General features: G+C 42.3%; 17 protein-coding genes. 11 read left to right on the top strand and 6 right to left on the bottom strand.

What is annotated here, in order from left to right; genetic code table 11:
• Positions 1-35 precede the first annotated feature (35 nt).
• Positions 36-449, top strand: a complete 414-nt coding sequence (locus tag C9J48_RS20375; protein WP_006228310.1) for a DUF2061 domain-containing protein — start codon at positions 36-38, stop codon at positions 447-449.
• 210 nt (positions 450-659) lie between these two features.
• Here C9J48_RS20375 and C9J48_RS20370 read toward each other — a convergent pair whose 3' ends face one another.
• Positions 660-1,667: a M48 family metallopeptidase gene (locus C9J48_RS20370; protein ID WP_006228311.1), complete on the bottom strand. Its 1,008-nt coding sequence runs from the start codon at positions 1,665-1,667 to the stop codon at positions 660-662.
• Entirely contained in the window at positions 1,664-2,815 is a 1,152-nt protein-coding gene (locus tag C9J48_RS20365; RefSeq protein WP_006228312.1) for a YjgN family protein, read from the bottom strand. Before C9J48_RS20365 ends, C9J48_RS20370 begins: the two co-directional genes overlap by 4 nt.
• 306 nt (positions 2,816-3,121) lie before the next feature.
• On the opposite strand from C9J48_RS20365, the gene C9J48_RS20360 reads away from it, so the two are divergent.
• Positions 3,122-4,027, top strand: coding sequence for a bifunctional helix-turn-helix transcriptional regulator/GNAT family N-acetyltransferase (locus C9J48_RS20360; RefSeq protein WP_006228314.1), 906 nt, complete (start codon positions 3,122-3,124; stop codon positions 4,025-4,027).
• 88 nt (positions 4,028-4,115) lie between these two features.
• Here the strand turns inward: C9J48_RS20360 and C9J48_RS20355 are convergent, their stop codons facing one another.
• Together C9J48_RS20355 and rraB are read right to left on the bottom strand one after the other, a co-directional pair.
• Positions 4,116-6,554, bottom strand: coding sequence for a beta-mannosidase (locus C9J48_RS20355; RefSeq protein ID WP_006228315.1), 2,439 nt, complete (start codon positions 6,552-6,554; stop codon positions 4,116-4,118).
• Between the two features lie 228 nt (positions 6,555-6,782).
• Positions 6,783-7,190 (bottom strand): ribonuclease E inhibitor RraB, encoded by a 408-nt coding sequence (gene rraB, locus C9J48_RS20350; protein ID WP_006228316.1) that lies wholly within the window; start codon positions 7,188-7,190, stop codon positions 6,783-6,785.
• Between the two features lie 747 nt (positions 7,191-7,937).
• Here rraB and C9J48_RS20345 point away from each other — a divergent pair.
• The 9 genes from C9J48_RS20345 to C9J48_RS20305 all read left to right on the top strand — a co-directional run bounded on the left by C9J48_RS20345 (position 7,938) and on the right by C9J48_RS20305 (position 18,265).
• On the top strand, positions 7,938-9,383 hold the full coding sequence (locus C9J48_RS20345; protein ID WP_006228317.1) for a YfcC family protein: 1,446 nt from the start codon (positions 7,938-7,940) through the stop codon (positions 9,381-9,383).
• A 1,233-nt stretch (positions 9,384-10,616) separates the two neighbouring features.
• Positions 10,617-11,837, top strand: a complete 1,221-nt coding sequence (gene arcA, locus C9J48_RS20340; RefSeq protein ID WP_006228318.1) for an arginine deiminase — start codon at positions 10,617-10,619, stop codon at positions 11,835-11,837.
• 119 nt (positions 11,838-11,956) lie between these two features.
• Positions 11,957-12,868, top strand: a complete 912-nt coding sequence (gene arcC / locus C9J48_RS20335; RefSeq protein ID WP_006228319.1) for a carbamate kinase — start codon at positions 11,957-11,959, stop codon at positions 12,866-12,868.
• A gap of 125 nt (positions 12,869-12,993) precedes the next feature.
• Positions 12,994-14,004 carry an ornithine carbamoyltransferase gene (locus tag C9J48_RS20330; RefSeq protein ID WP_006228320.1) on the top strand — a complete coding sequence of 337 codons (1,011 nt, stop codon included), beginning with the start codon at positions 12,994-12,996 and terminating at the stop codon, positions 14,002-14,004.
• A gap of 461 nt (positions 14,005-14,465) precedes the next feature.
• Positions 14,466-15,395, top strand: a complete 930-nt coding sequence (gene pyrB, locus C9J48_RS20325) for an aspartate carbamoyltransferase (RefSeq protein ID WP_006228322.1) — start codon at positions 14,466-14,468, stop codon at positions 15,393-15,395.
• A gap of 16 nt (positions 15,396-15,411) precedes the next feature.
• Positions 15,412-15,876 carry an aspartate carbamoyltransferase regulatory subunit gene (gene pyrI, locus C9J48_RS20320; protein WP_006228323.1) on the top strand — a complete coding sequence of 155 codons (465 nt, stop codon included), beginning with the start codon at positions 15,412-15,414 and terminating at the stop codon, positions 15,874-15,876.
• Positions 15,877-16,089: 213 nt separating this feature from the next.
• Complete coding sequence (locus C9J48_RS20315; protein ID WP_006228324.1) at positions 16,090-17,079, top strand: S1 family peptidase; 990 nt, start codon at positions 16,090-16,092, stop codon at positions 17,077-17,079.
• Between the two features lie 171 nt (positions 17,080-17,250).
• The gene (locus C9J48_RS20310; protein ID WP_036802331.1) at positions 17,251-17,730 is read left to right on the top strand and encodes an arginine repressor; all 480 of its coding nucleotides are present in this window, start codon (positions 17,251-17,253) and stop codon (positions 17,728-17,730) included.
• 148 nt (positions 17,731-17,878) lie between these two features.
• Positions 17,879-18,265 (top strand): RidA family protein, encoded by a 387-nt coding sequence (locus C9J48_RS20305; RefSeq protein WP_006228326.1) that lies wholly within the window; start codon positions 17,879-17,881, stop codon positions 18,263-18,265.
• A gap of 289 nt (positions 18,266-18,554) precedes the next feature.
• On the opposite strand, the gene idi is transcribed toward C9J48_RS20305, so the two are convergent.
• Both idi and C9J48_RS20295 read right to left on the bottom strand, forming a co-directional pair.
• The gene (idi, locus tag C9J48_RS20300; protein ID WP_006228327.1) at positions 18,555-19,094 is read right to left on the bottom strand and encodes an isopentenyl-diphosphate Delta-isomerase; all 540 of its coding nucleotides are present in this window, start codon (positions 19,092-19,094) and stop codon (positions 18,555-18,557) included.
• A 137-nt stretch (positions 19,095-19,231) separates the two neighbouring features.
• On the bottom strand, positions 19,232-19,957 hold the full coding sequence (locus tag C9J48_RS20295; protein WP_006228328.1) for a 1-acylglycerol-3-phosphate O-acyltransferase: 726 nt from the start codon (positions 19,955-19,957) through the stop codon (positions 19,232-19,234).
• Positions 19,958-20,023: the final 66 nt, after the last annotated feature.

The following is a 20,023-nucleotide window of genomic DNA, read 5'->3' as shown; positions in this document are numbered from 1 at the left end:
GTAATAATAGCGGCATCAAGAGAGAGGACGTCACCATGAAAAAGACCATCAGTTTTGCCGCACTTCACTTTACAGTCGCTTTTACCGTTGCATACTTATTAACTGGCGATCTATTGATCGGTAGTTTGATTGCGATGATCGAACCGATGGTCAACACTGTGGCCTTTTACTTCCATGAAAAAGCGTGGCAGACCAATTTATTGAAAAAATCGCACTACAGTGCCCCAGCCAGTAAAACCATCAGTTTTGCCATGGTACATTTCTCCGTTGCATTTACTGTGGTGTATTTACTGACAGGCGATGCACTCATTGGCGGCATGATGGCGCTGATAGAACCAGCGATAAATACCGTGGTATATTATTTCCACGAACGTATTTGGCAACGAAAAGAGCAGACGGAAAACGATACTCGTCACAACGCTCTTAATATGCTGGTATGTCACCACTAGGCGCAAAACACACGCCAGCAGCAACAACCAAAAACCCAGAAAGACTGTTATACCAATCAAGACAAGTACTTGACCATCCTTGCTGGTTTAAATTGTTTATAACCACATTATAAATTTTATAATTAGAATAACGAGTTACTTCAATTACTGCTTTGTTATTATCAACATTTCCTGCGCAATTATCTGACTATTTACTTATCCAGAATGGTATTACTCGGCCAACGATTCAATCCTTGACTCTAAGGCAGGGTGAGTATTCAGCCACTCTGGCAGTTCCCCCTTCGCACCCAGCAATTTCAGGCTTTCAAACATCTGCTGCATGGGCTGCACAGTGCCATAGAGCCGCTTCATTTGAACAGCTGCGTATGCATCCGCTTCTTGCTCATCGCTTCGGGAGTAACCCTGCGATGCCAGAAACACTCCAGCTCCACTAAGTGTATCAATCAAGCCAGTGCTCTCGCCGGTTAACACCGCTACAGAGGCTGAAAGTAAGGTAGAACGCACCAAGGATTTCATTATGTGCTGGTGCTGAATGTGTCCCAATTCATGCAGCAAAATACTGTCGAGCTGTTCCGGTGTTTCAGCCAGATCAACCAGCGCATCCAAAACAATTATCGAGCCATCACTGAGCGCCATAGCATTCGGTCCCGCATCCCAGTTGCGAAATAGCAATTTGGGTTCCACCGGTATCGGCGGCAGCTTGGCGGTCATTCCAACAAACCTCTGGTTAATCGAAGTTTGCTGCTCCATAATGAGCTCACTGGGCTCCAGAATATGCTCATCCAGCGTAGCCAACACATGCTCCCCGACGACAACCGACACCTGCGTCGGCATCACCTTAACTAGGGTTCCTGTTAACCAAGGCATTCCGTGGGTAAAAAACAAAACGAACAACATGACCATCGCCACTAGGCTACCTGCAATCATCGACAAGTTCCGCTCGACTCGATGCAGTCGAGAAGGTTGGCGAGTATGAAAGACGCTCTCTAGCAACCGTGAATCATGTGGAATGAATTGCATTCCATTCGGAAAAATCAGCTTAATCGGCAGATCGCCCAGAGGCTCACTGATCTCAAGCTCAGCCACAGGCAACTCTTGCTGCTCCTGCTCCTGCTCCTGCTCCGTCACCAGCCGCAATAGGCCTTGCGACAGTAACTCCACGCTGGCATTACGCTTTTCTGAACTTCGGGGAGGATGGCAAAAGCCGCTGACAATCATCCGATCCCTATATTCAGATCGAAGGCATTGGCCACCTCGTCTGCCACTGCTGAATTGGTTGTCATATCGGCACCTTCAACCACCAACTGTTCAAGATCACCATTTACGACCGTAACATCGGCAACATAGTTGGCACTCCTCACCATTACCCACGGACGAGCAAAGCCCAGCGTAACGACCATCAGTAGGAAGTTGGTAACCATCAGTGCAACAAGCCCCCAAGCCGTCATCTGGGAGCCAAAACTATATTCTAGCTCGCCGTCACTTTTAATTTGTCCAAACAGATAGTTACGTAACCTAGCCTGTACAAAACCCATTACGACAAGCATGATAAGAACCATGCAGGCATAGCCAGCCAACATACCAACAACCATCCCCAATGATGTGCCCTGATCAGCAAATTGGTCTGGTGAGCTGAACTGGGCCAATAGGGAGAATCCACCCAATACCCCACCAATAATCAGCGGGATCAGAGTAAGCGCAGCCCCCAGAAGGCCACCTAACAGATAGGTTTTGATATAGACTTTAAGATCAACGGTTCCACTAAAGGCCCGATCACCATATCGGTAGCCATTAATGAAGTATGACGCTACCTGCGCCGATACCCATGCATAAAGAATAAAGCCGAAAACACAGGTCAAAAAACCCAGAATGACACCGCAGATAGGGTAGCTTCCCCCTACTGCTCCAGCGAAAAAGATACACAAAAAGATCAAGAGATAAGAGAGAGCCGGCCAGCCAAGGAACACCCCGTAGGCTTCTTTCAGCGAGCCTGTAAAGTCAAAATGGACATTGCGGAAACTCGTCACTCGGGCATCGAAACGGGTATTGTTTCGAATCAGCCACGGCATCAGCAAAATAAAAGCAATGAACAAGATGGCAGAGACCACTGGGAAGAAATTACTCGATATAAACCAAACGGTGACACATAGCATGGCAATGATACGCCCCTTGAGGATCTGAATCGGCTTGGCATGGTAGTCAAATCGGTCACCAGCCACATCCGTATTCCCATAAAAGTATTTCTTGGTCCTGACCTTAGCCCAGGCCGAGTAGACCCCTAACGTGATAATACTGAGCAGAAGATTCACGATCCAGATGCCGAAAAACTCACGCCCTCGGCCATAAAACCTAACCTGATTTTCCATTTTTATTATTCCTTTATTTTTATAAATGCTGCATTGATAGCTATCTGGTCAGTGATTGAATGACCCACCAACAGATTATTTATTTAACAAATAATAGCCAGTATCTCATACTGCAACCTGATGATAATAAGCTCAATTCATATTAATTTTGAATATTTCAATTGCAATAACGCCAGAAGAATCACTTATTTCTTAGCAATCTGTAGAAGTAGCAATCTATCACTAAAGGTCTTTGCTTGACTTTGTTGCGGTACGCAAGTAAATATAGATATATATCGCAACTATATTGATTTGAGAGATCATGCCATGCAACCAGAAGAACTCCGCCAACTCTCTCGCCAGCTGGTTCGCCAACTCGGTTTACTGGATAACCATTGTGGGTTGTTAAAGTTAACCCCCGTGCAAGCTCATACATTGATTGAACTTGAATATATGTCATGCACCGTTAGCCAAATGGCAGATAAACTCAAGGTTGATAAATCGAATGCGAGTCGAACTTTAGCTGTCTTACTCAATTTAGGTTTAGTTGAAAGCACCCCGAATCCTGATGATAAACGCAGCCAACTCTCTCAGCTAACGTTACTGGGCCAACAAACACTGACGTCTTTACACACCCAGCTCAACCTTCATGTGCAAACGGTACTGGACCAAATGGACAGCGATGAGATCGCCAAACTCAAAAACAGCCTTACGCGCTACAACAAAGCGATTCATACCGCTAGCAAACAACACGATTATACCCTTCGTCCATTAACCCCTTTAGATAATGCTTCCGTCGCTGCCATTATTCGAAAGGTGTCAGCAGAATATGGTTTAACCGCAGATAAAGGCTATGGCGTAGCCGATCCAACGCTCGATTCAATGAGTGAGGTTTATCAACCGGATGGCTGCCAATATTGGGTAGTTGAAAAAGATCATCGAATACTTGGCGGTGGAGGCGTTGCAGCACTAAGCAATACTGATGGATTATGTGAGTTGCAGAAAATGTACTTCCTAAACGAATTGCGTGGCAAAGGGCTAGCCCGAAGCTTAGCGGTAAAAGCGCTAAAGTTTGCCCGCGAATACGGCTATAAAGGGTGCTACCTCGAAACAACCGAGAATCTAACAGAAGCGATTGCCTTGTATGAGTCATTGGGGTTTGTTCATATTCCACATGCTATGGGAGATACCGGTCACGATGCGTGTGAAGTTCGCATGCTCAAAACCTTTTAGGTGATATCCGTAATTAAATAAAAAAGCCAGTAGGCAAGCAATAGCTTTCTCTACTGGCTCATTTTTTATTAACTAGCGAGCACTTCGATTAAGGCTGGTAGCTCTGGTGCAAATGGTAAACAGTTAGCCCCGCAACAAGCTCTTCATAGGTCGCTGGGCCAAGATATTTCACTTGTTTCTGATACTCAGATACTAACGTAAAACTAGAATCGTCAAAGCGCCCTTCACCAGCATATTCCAAATGAACAAAGAACGCAGGATGTTCACAATTTAGCATTACGTAAAGCTGGTTATTAATATCAGCAACTTCATAGCGTAATTCAGGAGCAGCCAGTTCACAATGCTTCGGCCTTAAAGGGAAATAGGTATTCTCTATCACCTCTTGTCCACAGGTTAAATGCACATGAAAAAAGCCATCCGCTTCATGCTGCTGTAAATCTTCAGCTAACCATTGCCATGCCACAATATTTTTATCGGGTTCCAGATATTGCGAGATTGGTTCACGATATAAGATTTCACCTTGCCAGCTCTGCCACACCACCTCACCTTTTAATTCAGCACTTTTTCGTGAGTCATTAATCAGATGCAAAACAACCCCGCCGTCATTAGGCACAAACGCCGCCAATTGCGGCGCAAAAAAACGTCGCGCATGGTAATGCAGTTGCTTCCATCGGCCACTGTATTCTAATGATGACCATGAGCTCACAGGCCAACAATCATTCAGTTGCCAATACAAAATACCGCGATTGACTGGCTTTTGGGCTCGCCAATATTCACTTGCTGTTTTAATTGCAAGCGCTTGTTGTACTTGGCTCACATAAAGCATGTTGGCGAAGCCATTAGGGAAACGGAAGTAACGGGTAAACATCTCGGTAATAATTGAATTACCTCGAGCATTTTTTTGATGCGATTCAAAGCTTGGAGAGGTGATATTCCAGTCTTTTTCAGGTGCAAAGGTGCGCACCGTTGGCAGTGACGGCCACGATTGAAAACCAAATTCAGAGCAAAATCGGGGGGTTACACTGCGATATTCTTCGAGATCTTTACCTGAATGCCACACATCCCAAAAATGCATATCACCACGATGATCATCATGCCACGCATCGCCAAAGTCTAACTCCCCATTACACGGGGAGCTCGCCCAAAAACGACGAGAAGGATCTTCACGCGTGACCGTTTCTGATAACGCGCGATTGAGCCGGTCGTAATTCACCACATATTTTTCTCGGTTCTCACGAGATTCGGGATACCAACCGATAGCGCCGATCACTTCATTATCACCACACCATAGAGCCATTGAAGGGTGATCCTTTAAACGCCTCACTTGAAATTCCACTTCAGCTTGTACTTCAGTAATAAAATCAGGTGTTGATGGGTACAGCGCACATGCAAACATCAAATCTTGCCAAACCAGTAAACCTAACTCATCGCACAATTGATAAAAAATGTCTTTTTCATACATACCACCGCCCCATACCCGCAGCATATTCATATTGGCGGCAACCGCATCTTCAAGTAATTGCCGATAACGCTGATCATTTATCCGGCTTGGCAGTGCATCCATAGGAATCCAATTCGCACCTTTAGCGCTGATTGGCACATCGTTAACTTTAAATACCATGCTCTGGCCGATGTCATCATCTTCAGTGCATAATTCAAGCTTGCGAAGCCCTATTTTTTTCTCGATATGGTAGCCATTAACCACAACCTGTAAGTCATACAACCGCTGCTTACCGTAACCTGCTGGCCACCAGCGCTTAGGATGATCCACTCTAAATAGCACGGTTGATTGGGTCGATGTTTGATCCAATGCCAAATGATACGTTTGCCCATCAAATGAAACAGATGCGGATGCTAATCCTGAGTTAGGTATTGATTCATAATGAATCGTGACCTCAAGATCACAACGCCAATCATCCCAATGCTGCTCGGTACTCACATGGCTCACACGCACCTGTTGAATAGGCTGAAGCAGAATGTCGCCATAAATACCAATAACAGATAAACAAAGCCCCCAATCCCACCCTGTATGGCATTGGGTTTTACGGAGGGTATTCATATGAGGGATCTGGTTGTTACCCACCGCCCATGGGATAGGGAACGGTAAACGATCTGCACGGTTTTTAGCAGCAATATCTGCGCGATGTAATACGATTTCAATCCTATTATTACCCACCAATAAGCAGGGTAAAATATTCACTTTATGACGCATAAACATATTTTGAAAATCAGCAACACTGTGACCATTTACTCGTATTTCAGCCACGGTATCGAGATTATCTAACACCAAATCTAAAGCCTTGCAGGCTATATCATCTTCTGTCAGTTCAAAATGGCGTGAGACAACCCAATCACACTCACTGACCCATTGTACTTTAGCTTCATTATCAGCCCAGTACGGTTCAGGAATAATGCCGACATCCAGCAAGGCTGAATGTACGTCACCTGGAAATGAAATAGCGATATCTTGAATCGAGTTACGCTGCACACAAGCCAGTAACCACTGACCATTTAAAGAGATTGTCATTACGTGCTCCAGAAAAACCAACAACAACATAATAAGATGAGAATGAGATTAAAATGAGGGGCAAACGCAAGCTATAAGACATTAATAGATCGAAATAGAGGTGAGAATTGTATCTCTGTGAGCCGAGTAAAAGTTTGACAAAATTAACGACGTTAACCGATGTTCTAATCAAATTACAGACAAAAAAAAGCCGACTTCAGTCGGCTTCTTTTTAACTAACGATAAGTATTAAGCTTCTGGCTTATCTTCCGACTCATCTTCATCATCATCTTCATCAGACTCGAAGTAAGTACCCCAACCGTCATAATCAATATCATGTTTATCAGCAAGTGCAATTAGCTTTTCAGTTTGCTCGTCAATCAGTTCAGCATTCAGTGCTGACTCCATCACGGCATCAAAGCAAACAACTTTGCCGCCACCATCTTCAGGAGCTAGCTCAAGTTCTTCTGCTTCGAGTACTTCAAAGCCCATTTTAAATGCTTCTACTGCAGCAGCTTCTAGCTCAGCAAATGTATCTGCCGAGAAGTGGTGCTCAATCGTATAAAGTGCTTCAGGCTCACTGCCATCTTCCAGCAATGCTGCAATAATATCGCGGGTTTCTTCCTTTTGCTCTTCAATCAGTTCTGCATAAGACATGGGATAACTCCAATAGAGGAATAAATTTGCAGGCAAATATCGCATGGATTGATAGTAATTACCATCGGTTAGTCATACCGTTCAATAAAATTGATATTTATCAATGTTTCTTCTGATTTATGCCCTACCTTTCGCACACTTTTACCCATAAGCAGAGTGCATAAAGTTCCACCCTATTCACTTTTAAAAAACTTAAAACCTACGACTTATTGAAAAAAAACGCATAGACACGCGCTTAGTGATAACAACATAAAAAGACATAAACGCCTTATAATCACCGCTTAGCTGCATATACCCATTTCGTATTACGCATAAAACCAATTACCATAAAATATGACTAAAAGCATATTCACCCAGTAATTGTCGCAAAATACCCTAAACAACAAGCATCATCATCGGTTAAGTCAAAATGCAGTGCCAGAAAAATGTGAACAACCCCAAAGATAACGTGGCACCAGAAGACTAAAATCAGGGCGCAAAACAAAAACAGACTCGATGGCAATTAAGACTATTGAGCTACAAATAAATACAGAGAGATACAATCATGAATACATCAGATGCCGATCCTGAGGCTGAGCAGTTACACTGCATAACTGATCCCATAGGGTAAGAACCCCACCCTCGACATCCAGAATACTTTTACTGAGCAGTATGCTTAGCAAGCCCTTTTACGCCTAATTTCTGATGTGGCGTGCTGGTTTACACCGAATGCTAAAAATAATAAGCATAAGGTGCAAGGAGACAATTATGACGACTCAAACCGTAAACAAGGAAGAAAAAGGTGGCTTCTTTGCCAACTTTAAATTCCCTTCAGCCTACACAATATTATTTGGTCTTATCGCCGTAGTCGCACTACTTACTTGGATAGTGCCTGCCGGTCAATATGATCGTGAAATGAATGAAAGCCTTGGAAAAGAAGTGCCAATTACAGGTACTTATCATGCGGTTGAGGGTAACCCACAAGGTATTGTCGATGTATTGTTAGCGCCTATTGATGGCTTCTATGATCACAATAGCTACGAAGCAGCAGCGATTGATGTCTCTTTATTTATTTTGATCATCGGTGGTTTTCTTGGTCTAGTTACTAAGACTGGTGCTATTGATGCAGGTATCGAGCGCGTTACAGCCCGATTGGATGGGCGTGAGGAGTTAATGATACCGATTCTTATGGCATTGTTTGCGGCCGGCGGTACCATCTATGGTATGGCAGAAGAATCGTTACCTTTTTACACGTTACTTGTTCCAGTAATGCTAGCTGCACGTTTTGACCCTGTTGTCGCCGCTGCAACCGTTTTATTAGGTGCAGGTATTGGTACACTTGGTTCAACCATTAACCCATTTGCCACTGTTATTGCAGCAAACGCAGCGGGTATTCCATTCACTGATGGTATCGGTCTACGTATCGCAATGTTGGTTGTGGGCTGGTTAATCTGTGTTGCTTACGTTATGCGTTATGCAAAAATGGTTCGTGCAGATAAAACTAAATCAATTGTTTATGATAAGTACGAAGAAAACATTTCACACTTCCTAGGTAATCGCTCTAGCGAAATGCTTGAGTTCACAACAACACGTAAAATTATCTTAGCGCTTTTTGCTGTCTCTTTCGGCATCATGATTTACGGTGTGTCTGTTGCAGGTTGGTGGATGGCTGAAATTTCAGCGATGTTCCTTGGCGCAACCATCATCATCGGTATCATCGCTCGCATGAGTGAAGAAGAGTTCACCACCAGCTTCATTGATGGTGCTCGTGACCTACTGGGTGTAGCACTGATCATCGGTATCGCACGTGGTATCGTGGTTATCATGGACCGCGGTATGATCACTGATACCATTCTAAACTCTGCAGAGCATGCTGTAACAGGTCTGTCTTCTGTTGTGTTCATCAACGTGATGTACTGGTTAGAAATCTTACTATCATTCCTTGTCCCATCATCTTCAGGTCTTGCTGTATTAACCATGCCTATCATGTCGCCATTGGCTGACTTCGCAGGTGTTGGACGTGAACTTGTTGTGACTGCATACCAATCAGCATCTGGGGTCGTTAACCTAGTAACACCAACCTCTGCTGTTGTTATGGGTGGCTTGGCTATCGCTCGTGTTCCTTATGTGCGCTGGGTTAAATGGGTCGCTCCTCTACTTGGTATTCTTATTGTTCTTACAATGGTTATGTTAAGTGTTGGCGCAATGCTATAACCCTTAATAGAAAAGATTTATAACCTATAAATCCTAACGTTAAAGCCACCTCTGGGTGGCTTTGTTATTTCTATTCATTATCAACTCATGCCTTCACCTTCCTAATGCACTCCGTCTCTTTCCTTATGACCAAAGCATCGCTTTATACCCAAGTCACCTCAAGATGCAGGATTCAGAGTGGCCTCAACGTGTTTAATTCAAAGAAAGTATGTGTGGGAATGGCATTCCCTTTCAAACACATTTGACACGGAAGTAGACACGTTAAGTCACTCCCGAAGGGCGAGTTTTATTGGGTTTTATACAGCGTTGCTAATTTTTAACGTAGAACCAGGTCTATAAATTAGCGCCTTTCCTAAAGCCCAATAAATTCTCGCTGAAACGAACATCTTGAGGTAACTTGGGTATAGACATATCTGCCTGCTTATTAAACCCTCCCCACGATCATGCACAATAACAGGCGGTAAAGAACCAAGTGCTTTTATATTTTAGAATACTCACGCTCATCATTGTTAAATCGCACACTATTGGCAATACTACCAATAAAAATGAAACTGTTACTTACGATAAAATAAAGTCGCTATTCATCCCCCTCCCTGCACAATAAAATAAAGTCATCTTATTTAATAAATAATTTACGCTAATAAAATCACCACCAACATTTCAAATTAAAATAAAAACCAAATTAATAATTAAAGGTAAGTACAACCATTACAACAAATAATAACTACAAGTAAAAAGCGGTTGTTTAATGCATAGAATAATCATGTATTAAAACTACAAAAACGTGTCACAACAAAATAAAAAGAAAAATATTTGTTACTATTATATTAAATGTAACCTTTTATCTATATAAGCAACCACTTTAAGTGCATAAGATTATTTTTTATACAAAATCAAACTAATATCAGTATTGAATAAAACACCCAACAAAAAACCAATAACACCAAATATCAATAACTTACACGGTCAACTTTACGCATTAAGTTGATTTAATCACATAAAAACCCACGTCTGAAAACCACATACAAATGCATGAATAATGTTAATAAAACCGACACCTTAGCTTAGTGTATTAATAGGTAAAGTGTGACAAACCTCTAAGACTCTTATTAGTGAAAGAGTAGAATAAATTACAGAAACGAAGCGAAGGATTTAATTAAATAAACTTTCGACCTCGCAAAAACAAATAAAGCTGACGGTATTAAGTCGGCATAATAATAGAGAGATACGATCATGAGTAAGTTCTATGTAGGTTCTGAAGTAGGTCAATTACGTCGCGTTCTTGTTCACCGTCCAGAGCGTGCCCTAACTCACCTAACACCATCAAACTGCCACGACCTATTATTTGATGATGTACTAGCTGTTGAACGTGCTGGCGAAGAGCATGATGTGTTTGTTAAAACACTTCGTGATCAAGGCGTAGAAGTAATGCTTCTTGGTGACCTTCTTGCAGATACATTAGCAGTACCTGAAGCGAAAGAGTGGCTTCTTACTACTCAAATCTCTGATTACCGTTTAGGTCTAGCATTTGCAAATGACGTACGTTGTTTCCTTGCAGACCTGCCAAATACTGAATTATCTTCAATTCTTCTTGGCGGCCTTAGCTACGCAGAGTTACCAGTAAAATCTGCTTCAATGATGCAAGGTATGCACGAACCTACTGATTTCATCATTGAACCATTACCAAACCACCTATTTACTCGCGACACATCTTGCTGGGTATACGGCGGCGTATCAATCAATCCAATGGCGAAAGCGGCTCGTCAACGCGAAACAAACCATGTTCGCGCAATCTACCGCTGGCACCCAACGTTCGCTGGTCAAGACTTTATCAAGTACTACGGCGACGAAGAAAAAATGTACGACAACTCAACGATTGAAGGCGGCGACGTACTGGTTATCGGTAAAGGCGCAGTGCTTATCGGTATGTCAGAGCGTACTACACCACAAGGTGTTGAGCAGCTAGCATCTAGCTTATTCAAACACGGTGAAGCAAAGCAAATTATTGCAATGCAACTACCTAAGCACCGCTCTTGCATGCACCTAGACACAGTGATGACACACATGCGTGAAGATACTTTCTCTGTTTACCCAGAAGTTGTGCGTAAAGACGTGCAGTGCTGGAGCCTAACAGGTGATGAGTCTGGCGCAGTAAATGTGAAAGAAGAAGGTTACTTCGTTACTGCAATCGAGAAAGCACTTGGTGTTGATCAACTAAACCTAATCACTACTGGTGGTGACAGCTTCGAAGCTGAACGTGAGCAGTGGAATGATGCAAACAACGTACTAACTGTTAAGCCTGGTGTGGTTATCGGTTACGAGCGTAACACTTACACTAACGAAAAATACGACAAAGCAGGTATCACAGTTCTACCTATCCCAGGTGACGAACTAGGCCGTGGTCGTGGTGGTGCTCGCTGCATGAGTTGCCCAATCGAACGTGACGGTATCTAAGCCATAGTCAAGAAACCTTGAGCCATAAAAAGCTCAAGTGCAAAGCAGTAATGCTAAGCAAAAAATATGGCCGGTAGAAAATACCGGCCAATAAAAATAAAACCAAGAGAGACGATCCCATGACCAAGCAAACTGTTGTTGTTGCACTTGGTGGTAACGCCCTATTACGTCGCGGCGAGCCACTAGAAGCAGATATTCAGCGTCAGAACATTGCTACGGCAGCAAAATCCATCGCAGAAATTGCGAAAGAATATAACGTAGTGTTAGTACACGGTAATGGCCCACAAGTTGGCTTATTAGCACTACAGGGGCTGGAATACACGAAAGTAAGCCCATACCCACTCGATGTACTAGGTTCAGAAACCCAAGGCATGATTGGCTATATCTTAATGCAAGAGTTGAAGAACATTCTGCCAGAGCAGAACGTATCTTGCCTTGTAACACAGATGAGCGTAGATCCTGAAGATCCAGCGTTTGCAGACCCAACAAAACCAATTGGCCCTGTTTACAATGAAGCAGAAGCACGCGAATTGGCAGAAAAATACCACTGGACAGTAAAACCAGATGGTGAGTACTTCCGCCGTGTTGTGCCAAGCCCACAACCAACAGGCATTATTGAAGATGACGCTATCACAGCCTTAATTAACCTACAGCATCTAGTGATCTGTACGGGCGGTGGCGGCATCCCAGTGAAAAAAGAAAACGGTAAGTTAGTTGGTGTAGAAGCAGTTATCGACAAAGACATGTCAGCAGCATTCTTAGCTAAACAACTTAATGCCGATGCACTGTTAATTTTAACCGATGCAGACGCAGTGTTCCTTGATTGGGGCAAACCAACACAAAAAGCATTACGCAGCACAACACCAAGCGAATTAGCGCAATACGCCTTTGATGCGGGCTCTATGGGTCCAAAGATTGATGCTTCATGTGAGTTCATCAATCAAGGCGGAAAATTAGTCGGTATCGGCTCACTGGAAGCAGGTTTACGCATCCTTAAAGGTGAAGCTGGCACAAATATTATTGCAGAATAATGGAATAGTTATTCACAAATGCGCAATAGTACGATAAACAATACATAATACCGACCGACATTTTGCATTGTCACACATTAGACAGCTTGTCGGTCAGTAAAACTGATTCTTAAGAGGAAAACATCATGGCTTTTAATCTTCGCAACCGTAACTTCCTGAAATTACTAGATTTTACTCCACGTGAAATTCAACACATGCTAGAACTAGCTGCTGAGTTGAAAAAAGCGAAGTACAACGGTTACGAGCAGCCTCGCCTAAAGGGTAAGAACATTGCGCTTATCTTTGAAAAAGCGTCAACTCGTACTCGCTGTGCATTTGAAGTTGCTGCATATGACCAAGGCGCTAACGTAACTTACTTGGGCCCTGCTGGTTCTCAAATCGGTTACAAAGAATCAATGAAAGACACTGCTCGTGTACTAGGCCGTATGTACGATGGCATTGAATACCGTGGCTTCGGTCAAGAAATCGTTGAAGACCTAGGCGCTTACGCTGGTGTTCCAGTATGGAATGGTCTTACTGATGAGTTCCACCCAACTCAAATTCTTGCTGACTTCCTAACTATGCAAGAGCATGGTCGTGGCAAACAACTACACGAAATGACATTCGCTTACCTAGGTGATGCACGCAACAACATGGGTAACTCTCTAATGGTTGGTGCTGCTAAAATGGGTATGGACATCCGTCTAGTTGCTCCTAAAGCATTCTGGCCTGAGGAAGCACTAGTTGCTCAATGTCGTGAAATCGCTGAAGAAACTGGCGCTAAAATCACAATGACTGAAGACGTTCAAGAAGGCGTTAAAGGTTGTGATTTCCTATACACTGACGTTTGGGTATCAATGGGCGAAGCAAAAGAAGCTTGGGCTGCACGTATCGACCTAATGATGCCTTACCAAGTAAACATGGATATGCTAAAAGCAACTGGCAACCCACATGTTAAATTCATGCACTGCCTACCTGCATTCCACGGTGAAGACACTGTTGTTGGTAAAGAGCTTGCTCAAGAATACCCAATGCTTAAAGACGGCGTTGAAGTAACGGATGAAGTGGTTGAATCTAAGCACTCTATCGTATTCGACGAAGCTGAAAACCGTATGCACACCATCAAAGCAATTATGGTAGCAACATTAGGTCAGTAATCGACTCTCTTGAGTTTTAAAGATTTGACGTAGAAAGCCTTAAAACTCTTATAATTAATGCCGCCCTTCTGGGCGGCATTTGCATTTTATGCCAACAATCACATATCAAAATAGCACTATAAATACCCACGTATTCAGTAAGTTATTACTCATTATCTGCTGATAATAATACGCAGTATTTTTGCATAAAATCCCATAAAATGAATAGTTTACGCAAACGCTTGCGTTGACAAAGAATGGGCGTATAATTCTTCGCAATTTGTCAAAACAGAGAGATAACATGAACCAACTAGTTAAATATCATTTAACTCAGTACCGCCGAAAATTGGCGTTGGTTTTATTTTCTTTTGTTTCTATTTATTTTAAAAAGAGCCTCCTTTTTTAAGGGGGCTTTTTTTTGTCCGCTTTTTGCGTGAGAGCGGACATATTTCGTAACTGTATCTATATAGGGAAGAGAAGCCATGGCGAACTCGTTGTTTCAAAAGCACATCATCTCCATTCCGGAATTAAACCGAAGTGAACTTGAACTTATTGTTGAGACTGCTGGAAAACTAAAAGCAGAACCAAATCCAGATCTACTTAAAAACAAAGTAGTGGCGAGCTGCTTCTTTGAACCATCAACACGAACGCGTCTGTCTTTTGAAACGGCAGTACAGCGCCTAGGTGGTACAGTTATCGGTTTTGATAACGGTGGTAATACATCACTGGCAAAGAAAGGTGAAACTCTAGCTGACTCAGTTCAGGTTATCTCTTCTTATGTTGATGCCTTTGTTATGCGCCACCCACAAGAAGGGGCTGCGCGTCTTGCTTCTGAATTTTCAAACGGTGTACCTATCGTCAACGGTGGTGACGGTGCAAACCAACATCCAACACAAACCCTACTCGATTTATTTAGCATCTTCGAAACACAAGGCCGCTTAGATAACTTGAATGTTGCTTTCGTAGGTGACCTTAAATACGGTCGAACGGTACACTCTCTGACGCAAGCATTATCAAAGTTCAACAACATTAAGTTCTTCTTTGTAGCTCCTGAAATTCTAGCGATGCCAGATTACATTTGTGAAGAGCTGGATGATGCAGGCATCAGCTACAGCCTTCATGCATCGATGGAAGAAGTTATTCCTGAACTCGATGTTCTCTATATGACGCGCGTACAAAAAGAGCGTTTTGATGAGTCAGAATATGCACACATGAAAGCGGCATACATCCTAACAGCAGACATGCTGGCAGAAGCGCGTGATAACATGAAAATTCTGCACCCATTACCACGTATTGATGAAATCACAGTAGACGTTGATAAAACGAAGCATGCTTATTACTTCCAGCAAGCTGAAAACGGTGTTTACGCACGTGAAGCACTGCTAGCACTTGTACTTAACGAACAACTTTAAGCCGGAGATAACAATAATGACTAAGGAAACGCAACTACAGGTTGAAGCAATCAAAAATGGTTCTGTTATCGACCATATCCCTGCTAACGTAGGCATTAAAGTACTCAAGCTGTTCAAACTTCATAAAACGAATCAGCGCGTAACAATTGGCTTGAATTTACCATCATCAGCGATGGGTGCTAAAGATCTGATTAAGATTGAAAACGTCTACGTTAGCGAAGAGCAAGCAAACCAATTGGCACTGTATGCACCCCATGCAACAGTAAACCAAATTGAAAATTATGAAGTTGCAAAAAAATTAGCACTCAAGTTACCTAAAAAAATCAATGCTATTTTCGAATGTCCAAATAGTAACTGTATAACGCATAACGAGCCTGTCGATAGTAGCTTTAAGGTTATCAACAAGAATGATGATATCCAGCTAAAATGTAAATACTGTGAAAAAGTATTCTCTCGCGAAATCGTCACAGAACGAAACTAAAGTAAGCCAACGAGCTTATTCTTACGCAAGACAACATTGGCACTTGAATCTCTTATAACAAGGATTTAGGTGCACATATAAGAATGTTTACTCAGTGATGAGTAAACATTTTTTTTCTCATTTTCAACGCTAAACGTCCCCCCCGTCACCTCTACCTTTAGGTCACACGATAAAAAAGCATTTGGCTTTCATTTTTATCGAAAGGACCTAAATATGACTTTTTCTACTCGCCCATTATCACGGCTTATTAAATACAGCTTACCTTTCGCAGCCATCATTGTTATAGCAGGATGTATTCAATCTAATGGCAGTGTTAGCCATGCTGACTCAAATGAAGCCAATCATTTAGTCATTATTGGCGTGCCAATGTTACTAGGCGGGTTTGGCTCTTCAGTGCCAGTCAATGAGGAGTATCAGATCACGGCACGGCATGTTGCTCAAGTATCTTGGGATTTAGATGTAATTCATCATCCTCGCTGTGATTTATCCCTCGTTCGAGCATCATCAAGCCGTATTCCCAAATGGGGGCTGATCTACCCAGACGAAAAAGTGATCCATGAAGGGCATTCATTACTAGGCAATAAAGTGAAAGGAGAAGGGAAATACCTACAAGATGTATTCGATACTAATACAGATTGCTTATATTCCCTCAGTGACGCCCCCGTTATGTCAGGGATGAGTGGTGGGCCCGTTTTTAATGAAAAAGGGGAAATTGTTGGTATTACCGTCGCGATAGTCAACAACCCAGAAGATCTTACCAATCTTCGACCAGCAGAGCGATACAGTCAATTTGTACCTGCGACCCTTATTTTTGATTGGCTAAAACAACTCGGCGTCGATACCCGATACGCCAGCCCTGAATTAGCCAGTATCGAAGTGGCTCCCTTAATTTCTCAGCTAAATCAATACCCAGAATATAATCAACAAAATATAGAATCAGATCCAACTCTTACACAGAGTCCAACGAATTACACTTTACTTCCTTTCTCAACATTCAACCATTACGCTGCAATCAAACCCATTTTTCAGGCATCTGAGAAACAAGGTATCCAAACCAACAGCACTGTTTTGTTATCTGGTGTACAAACAGAAATTGCAACTGTATCCGAGCCAGAGATGTCACAAAAACAAGACAAAAAACACAATAAAATCAATAACAAAAATCTCATAAATGAAATGGGATATAATGCTTCTTACTGGTAGATTTATTGGTTTATTATTTGGTGACAAGGGTCAAATAACCGCACATCAGTTGCTGATATTATCCTTATGAAAGATTATGCATCATGTGCATAAATAATTTAAAGAAAACAATAACGATACGATCTTTGTCTCTCATATAATAATAAGGAGTTGCCCGTGAATGGATACGATATGCACGGCGCGATAGATTTAACAGCTGCTGACGAAAGCATTACTAGTGCATGTAAACGCTTGTTACAACAGCAAAGTTTCACAACACAAGACGACATTCGGCATCGACTAATTGAGCTAGGTTACGATGATGTTAGTCAATCAACGGTGTCACGTTTATTGTCTCGCCTAAGCGTTGCAAAAGTACCTAATGCTTATGGTAAGAAAGTTTACTGCTTAACCGTTGAGAATGAACCCGTTCAAGTCGGCTCATCAATATCATCACAAATTGAATTCATTACTCACAACCAATTGGTCGTTGTAGTAAAGACACATCCTGGTGGCGCGCAATTAGTCGCACGCTTAATCGATATTCAGCCTCACGCTGAGATACTAGGCACCGTGGGTGGTAATGATACCGTGATGGTGGCACCCAAAGATATCATGCGTATTGAAGAGTGCGAAAAGGTTGTCAAAACCCGACTGGGCATACCCGCTTAACTTACGTCACAGAACGTTGATATAGATGCATTACATCGTTTTTGCTTTGACCTAAGCGATATTGAGTTGCACACTAAGAACACTTTTAGCCAGTAATTCGATTGCTGGCTTTCATCTTTAGTTGTGAATGACTGAATAAGGATAACCAATGACTCAAGTTCTACATACAGATCAAGCTCCTGCTGCTATCGGCCCTTACGTACAAGGTGTTGACCTTGGTAATATGGTGCTTACTTCTGGTCAAATTCCAGTAAACCCTGTAACAGGTGAAGTGCCAGAAGCTATTGCAGAGCAAGCACGTCAGTCTCTAGAAAACGTAAAAGCCGTTGTAGCGTCTTCTGGTCTTAGCGTTTCAGATATCGTAAAGATGACTGTCTTTGTCAAAGATCTTAATGATTTTGCAGCGGTAAATGAAGTTTATGGTCAGTTTTTTGATGAGCACAACGCACCGTACCCAGCACGTTCATGTGTTGAAGTTGCGCGTTTACCAAAAGATGTAAAAATTGAAATTGAAGCAATTGCCGTTCGTAAGTAATTCGCTTGAATCTTGATTTATGAAACCAATAAAAAAAAGCTGCCTTTGGCAGCTTTTTTTGTTTTTCTATTCTATTAGAATGAATCGATGATTATACCATTCTGGATAAGTAAATGGTCAAATAATTGCGTAGAGAAAATGGATAATAACAAGACAGAAATTGTAGTAACTAGTGGTTCTAATTATAAAATTTCTAACGTAGTTATAAGTTATTTTAACCAGCAAGGATGATCAGATAATTGCCTAAATTGGTATTAGATACTTTCTTCGCTTGATACTACTGCTATTACTAACTTGATAACTCATTAATTACATACTGTAATACTTGAGGAAACCAAGCCGTAAATAGTTCTGGGGTATCTGCTAGCCCTAACTCAAGATCTGCTTTAGACCACCAGCGATAAGACTTCACTTCTTCAGAATTAGGAATGATCACTAATTCAGCCCCGTTGGCGATCAATACATGATCCAACTCATGCTCGATTAATTGATTATCAAGTTTTGCACGATAAACAAAGCTTGCAATATCATCCAATGATTCTAAGCCGACAATGCCCATCTCTTCGGTTAAACGACGCAAACCTGCTTGCTCTAACGTTTCACCTTGCCTAGGGTGAGAGCAACATGTGTTGGTCCATAAACCGCCACTGTGATACTTACCCAGGGCTCGCTGCTGCATGAGAAATTCTATGCCCTGCGTCGTCTCACGATACAACAAAACAGAAAAAGCCAAATGCAAAGCTCCATCACGGTGAGCTTGCATTTTTTCCTGCAAACCTAGTGCTCGCCCCTGCTGATCGACCAATACAACCTGTTCTTCAATTATCATGAGCTCTATCTTCTACACATTAAAAACAAAAAGGACATGCGAATACTCATCTGCATGTCCTTGTTAAATAGTGGCACTTTTTTATTCGAGGTCAATATCTAGCCCCGTTACTCTACAAGCCCTGCTAGATGAACCTTTTACTTTCCTGTGCGTGTCGCGACTTCTGCATCAAGCTCTATTAGCTTGTCTTTCATCATGTCGCGGCATGTCTTTAATAGCTCACGCACATCTTCTCTTGTTAGCCCTTCCGTCGATACAGGTGGCATAATTTCAACAATCACAACACCATTATTCCAACGGTTTAATTTAATCTTATCTGTTGAACTACACACGATAGGTACAACGGGTACTTCTGCACCAATTGCCGCGTGGAAAGCACCAGTCTTAAACGGTAATAAACCTCGACCTCGAGAGCGCGTACCCTCAGGGAACATCCAGACAGACACTTTTTGTTCTTTAATTTTACTGACTATTTGCCCAATTGTACCAGCGGCTTTACTACGGTTAGCACGGTCAATCAAAATGTTGCCTGTTAGCCAATAGAATTGACCAAATAGCGGCATCCACACCAAGCTTTTTTTACCGACAGTCACAGTTTTAGGCATAATTGCGCCTGAAACAGTAAACAAATCATAATTATTTTGATGATTGGCAACATACACTTTCGCTCCCGAATCATTGACACCGGCAGCATGGCGAACTTCGAGTTTTACCCCTAATATACGTGTCATCTTGCTAAATAAACGGCCTAACGTATACACATGTTTAGGGTTTCGTGGGCTAAATAAGCAGTAACCACAACCAAATACAAACATGAAAACGGCAAAAATTGCGATGGCTACAATGCGCAATAAAAATATCATGGAGCTCTCCTCAGCGTACAAGCGTTCGCTAGTATACTCAGGCAAAGAGAAATTACATCAATTATG

This window comes from Photobacterium profundum (assembly GCF_003026285.1).
Classification (GTDB): domain Bacteria; phylum Pseudomonadota; class Gammaproteobacteria; order Enterobacterales; family Vibrionaceae; genus Photobacterium; species Photobacterium profundum.
This window is presented reverse-complemented; position numbering and strand designations above follow the sequence as displayed.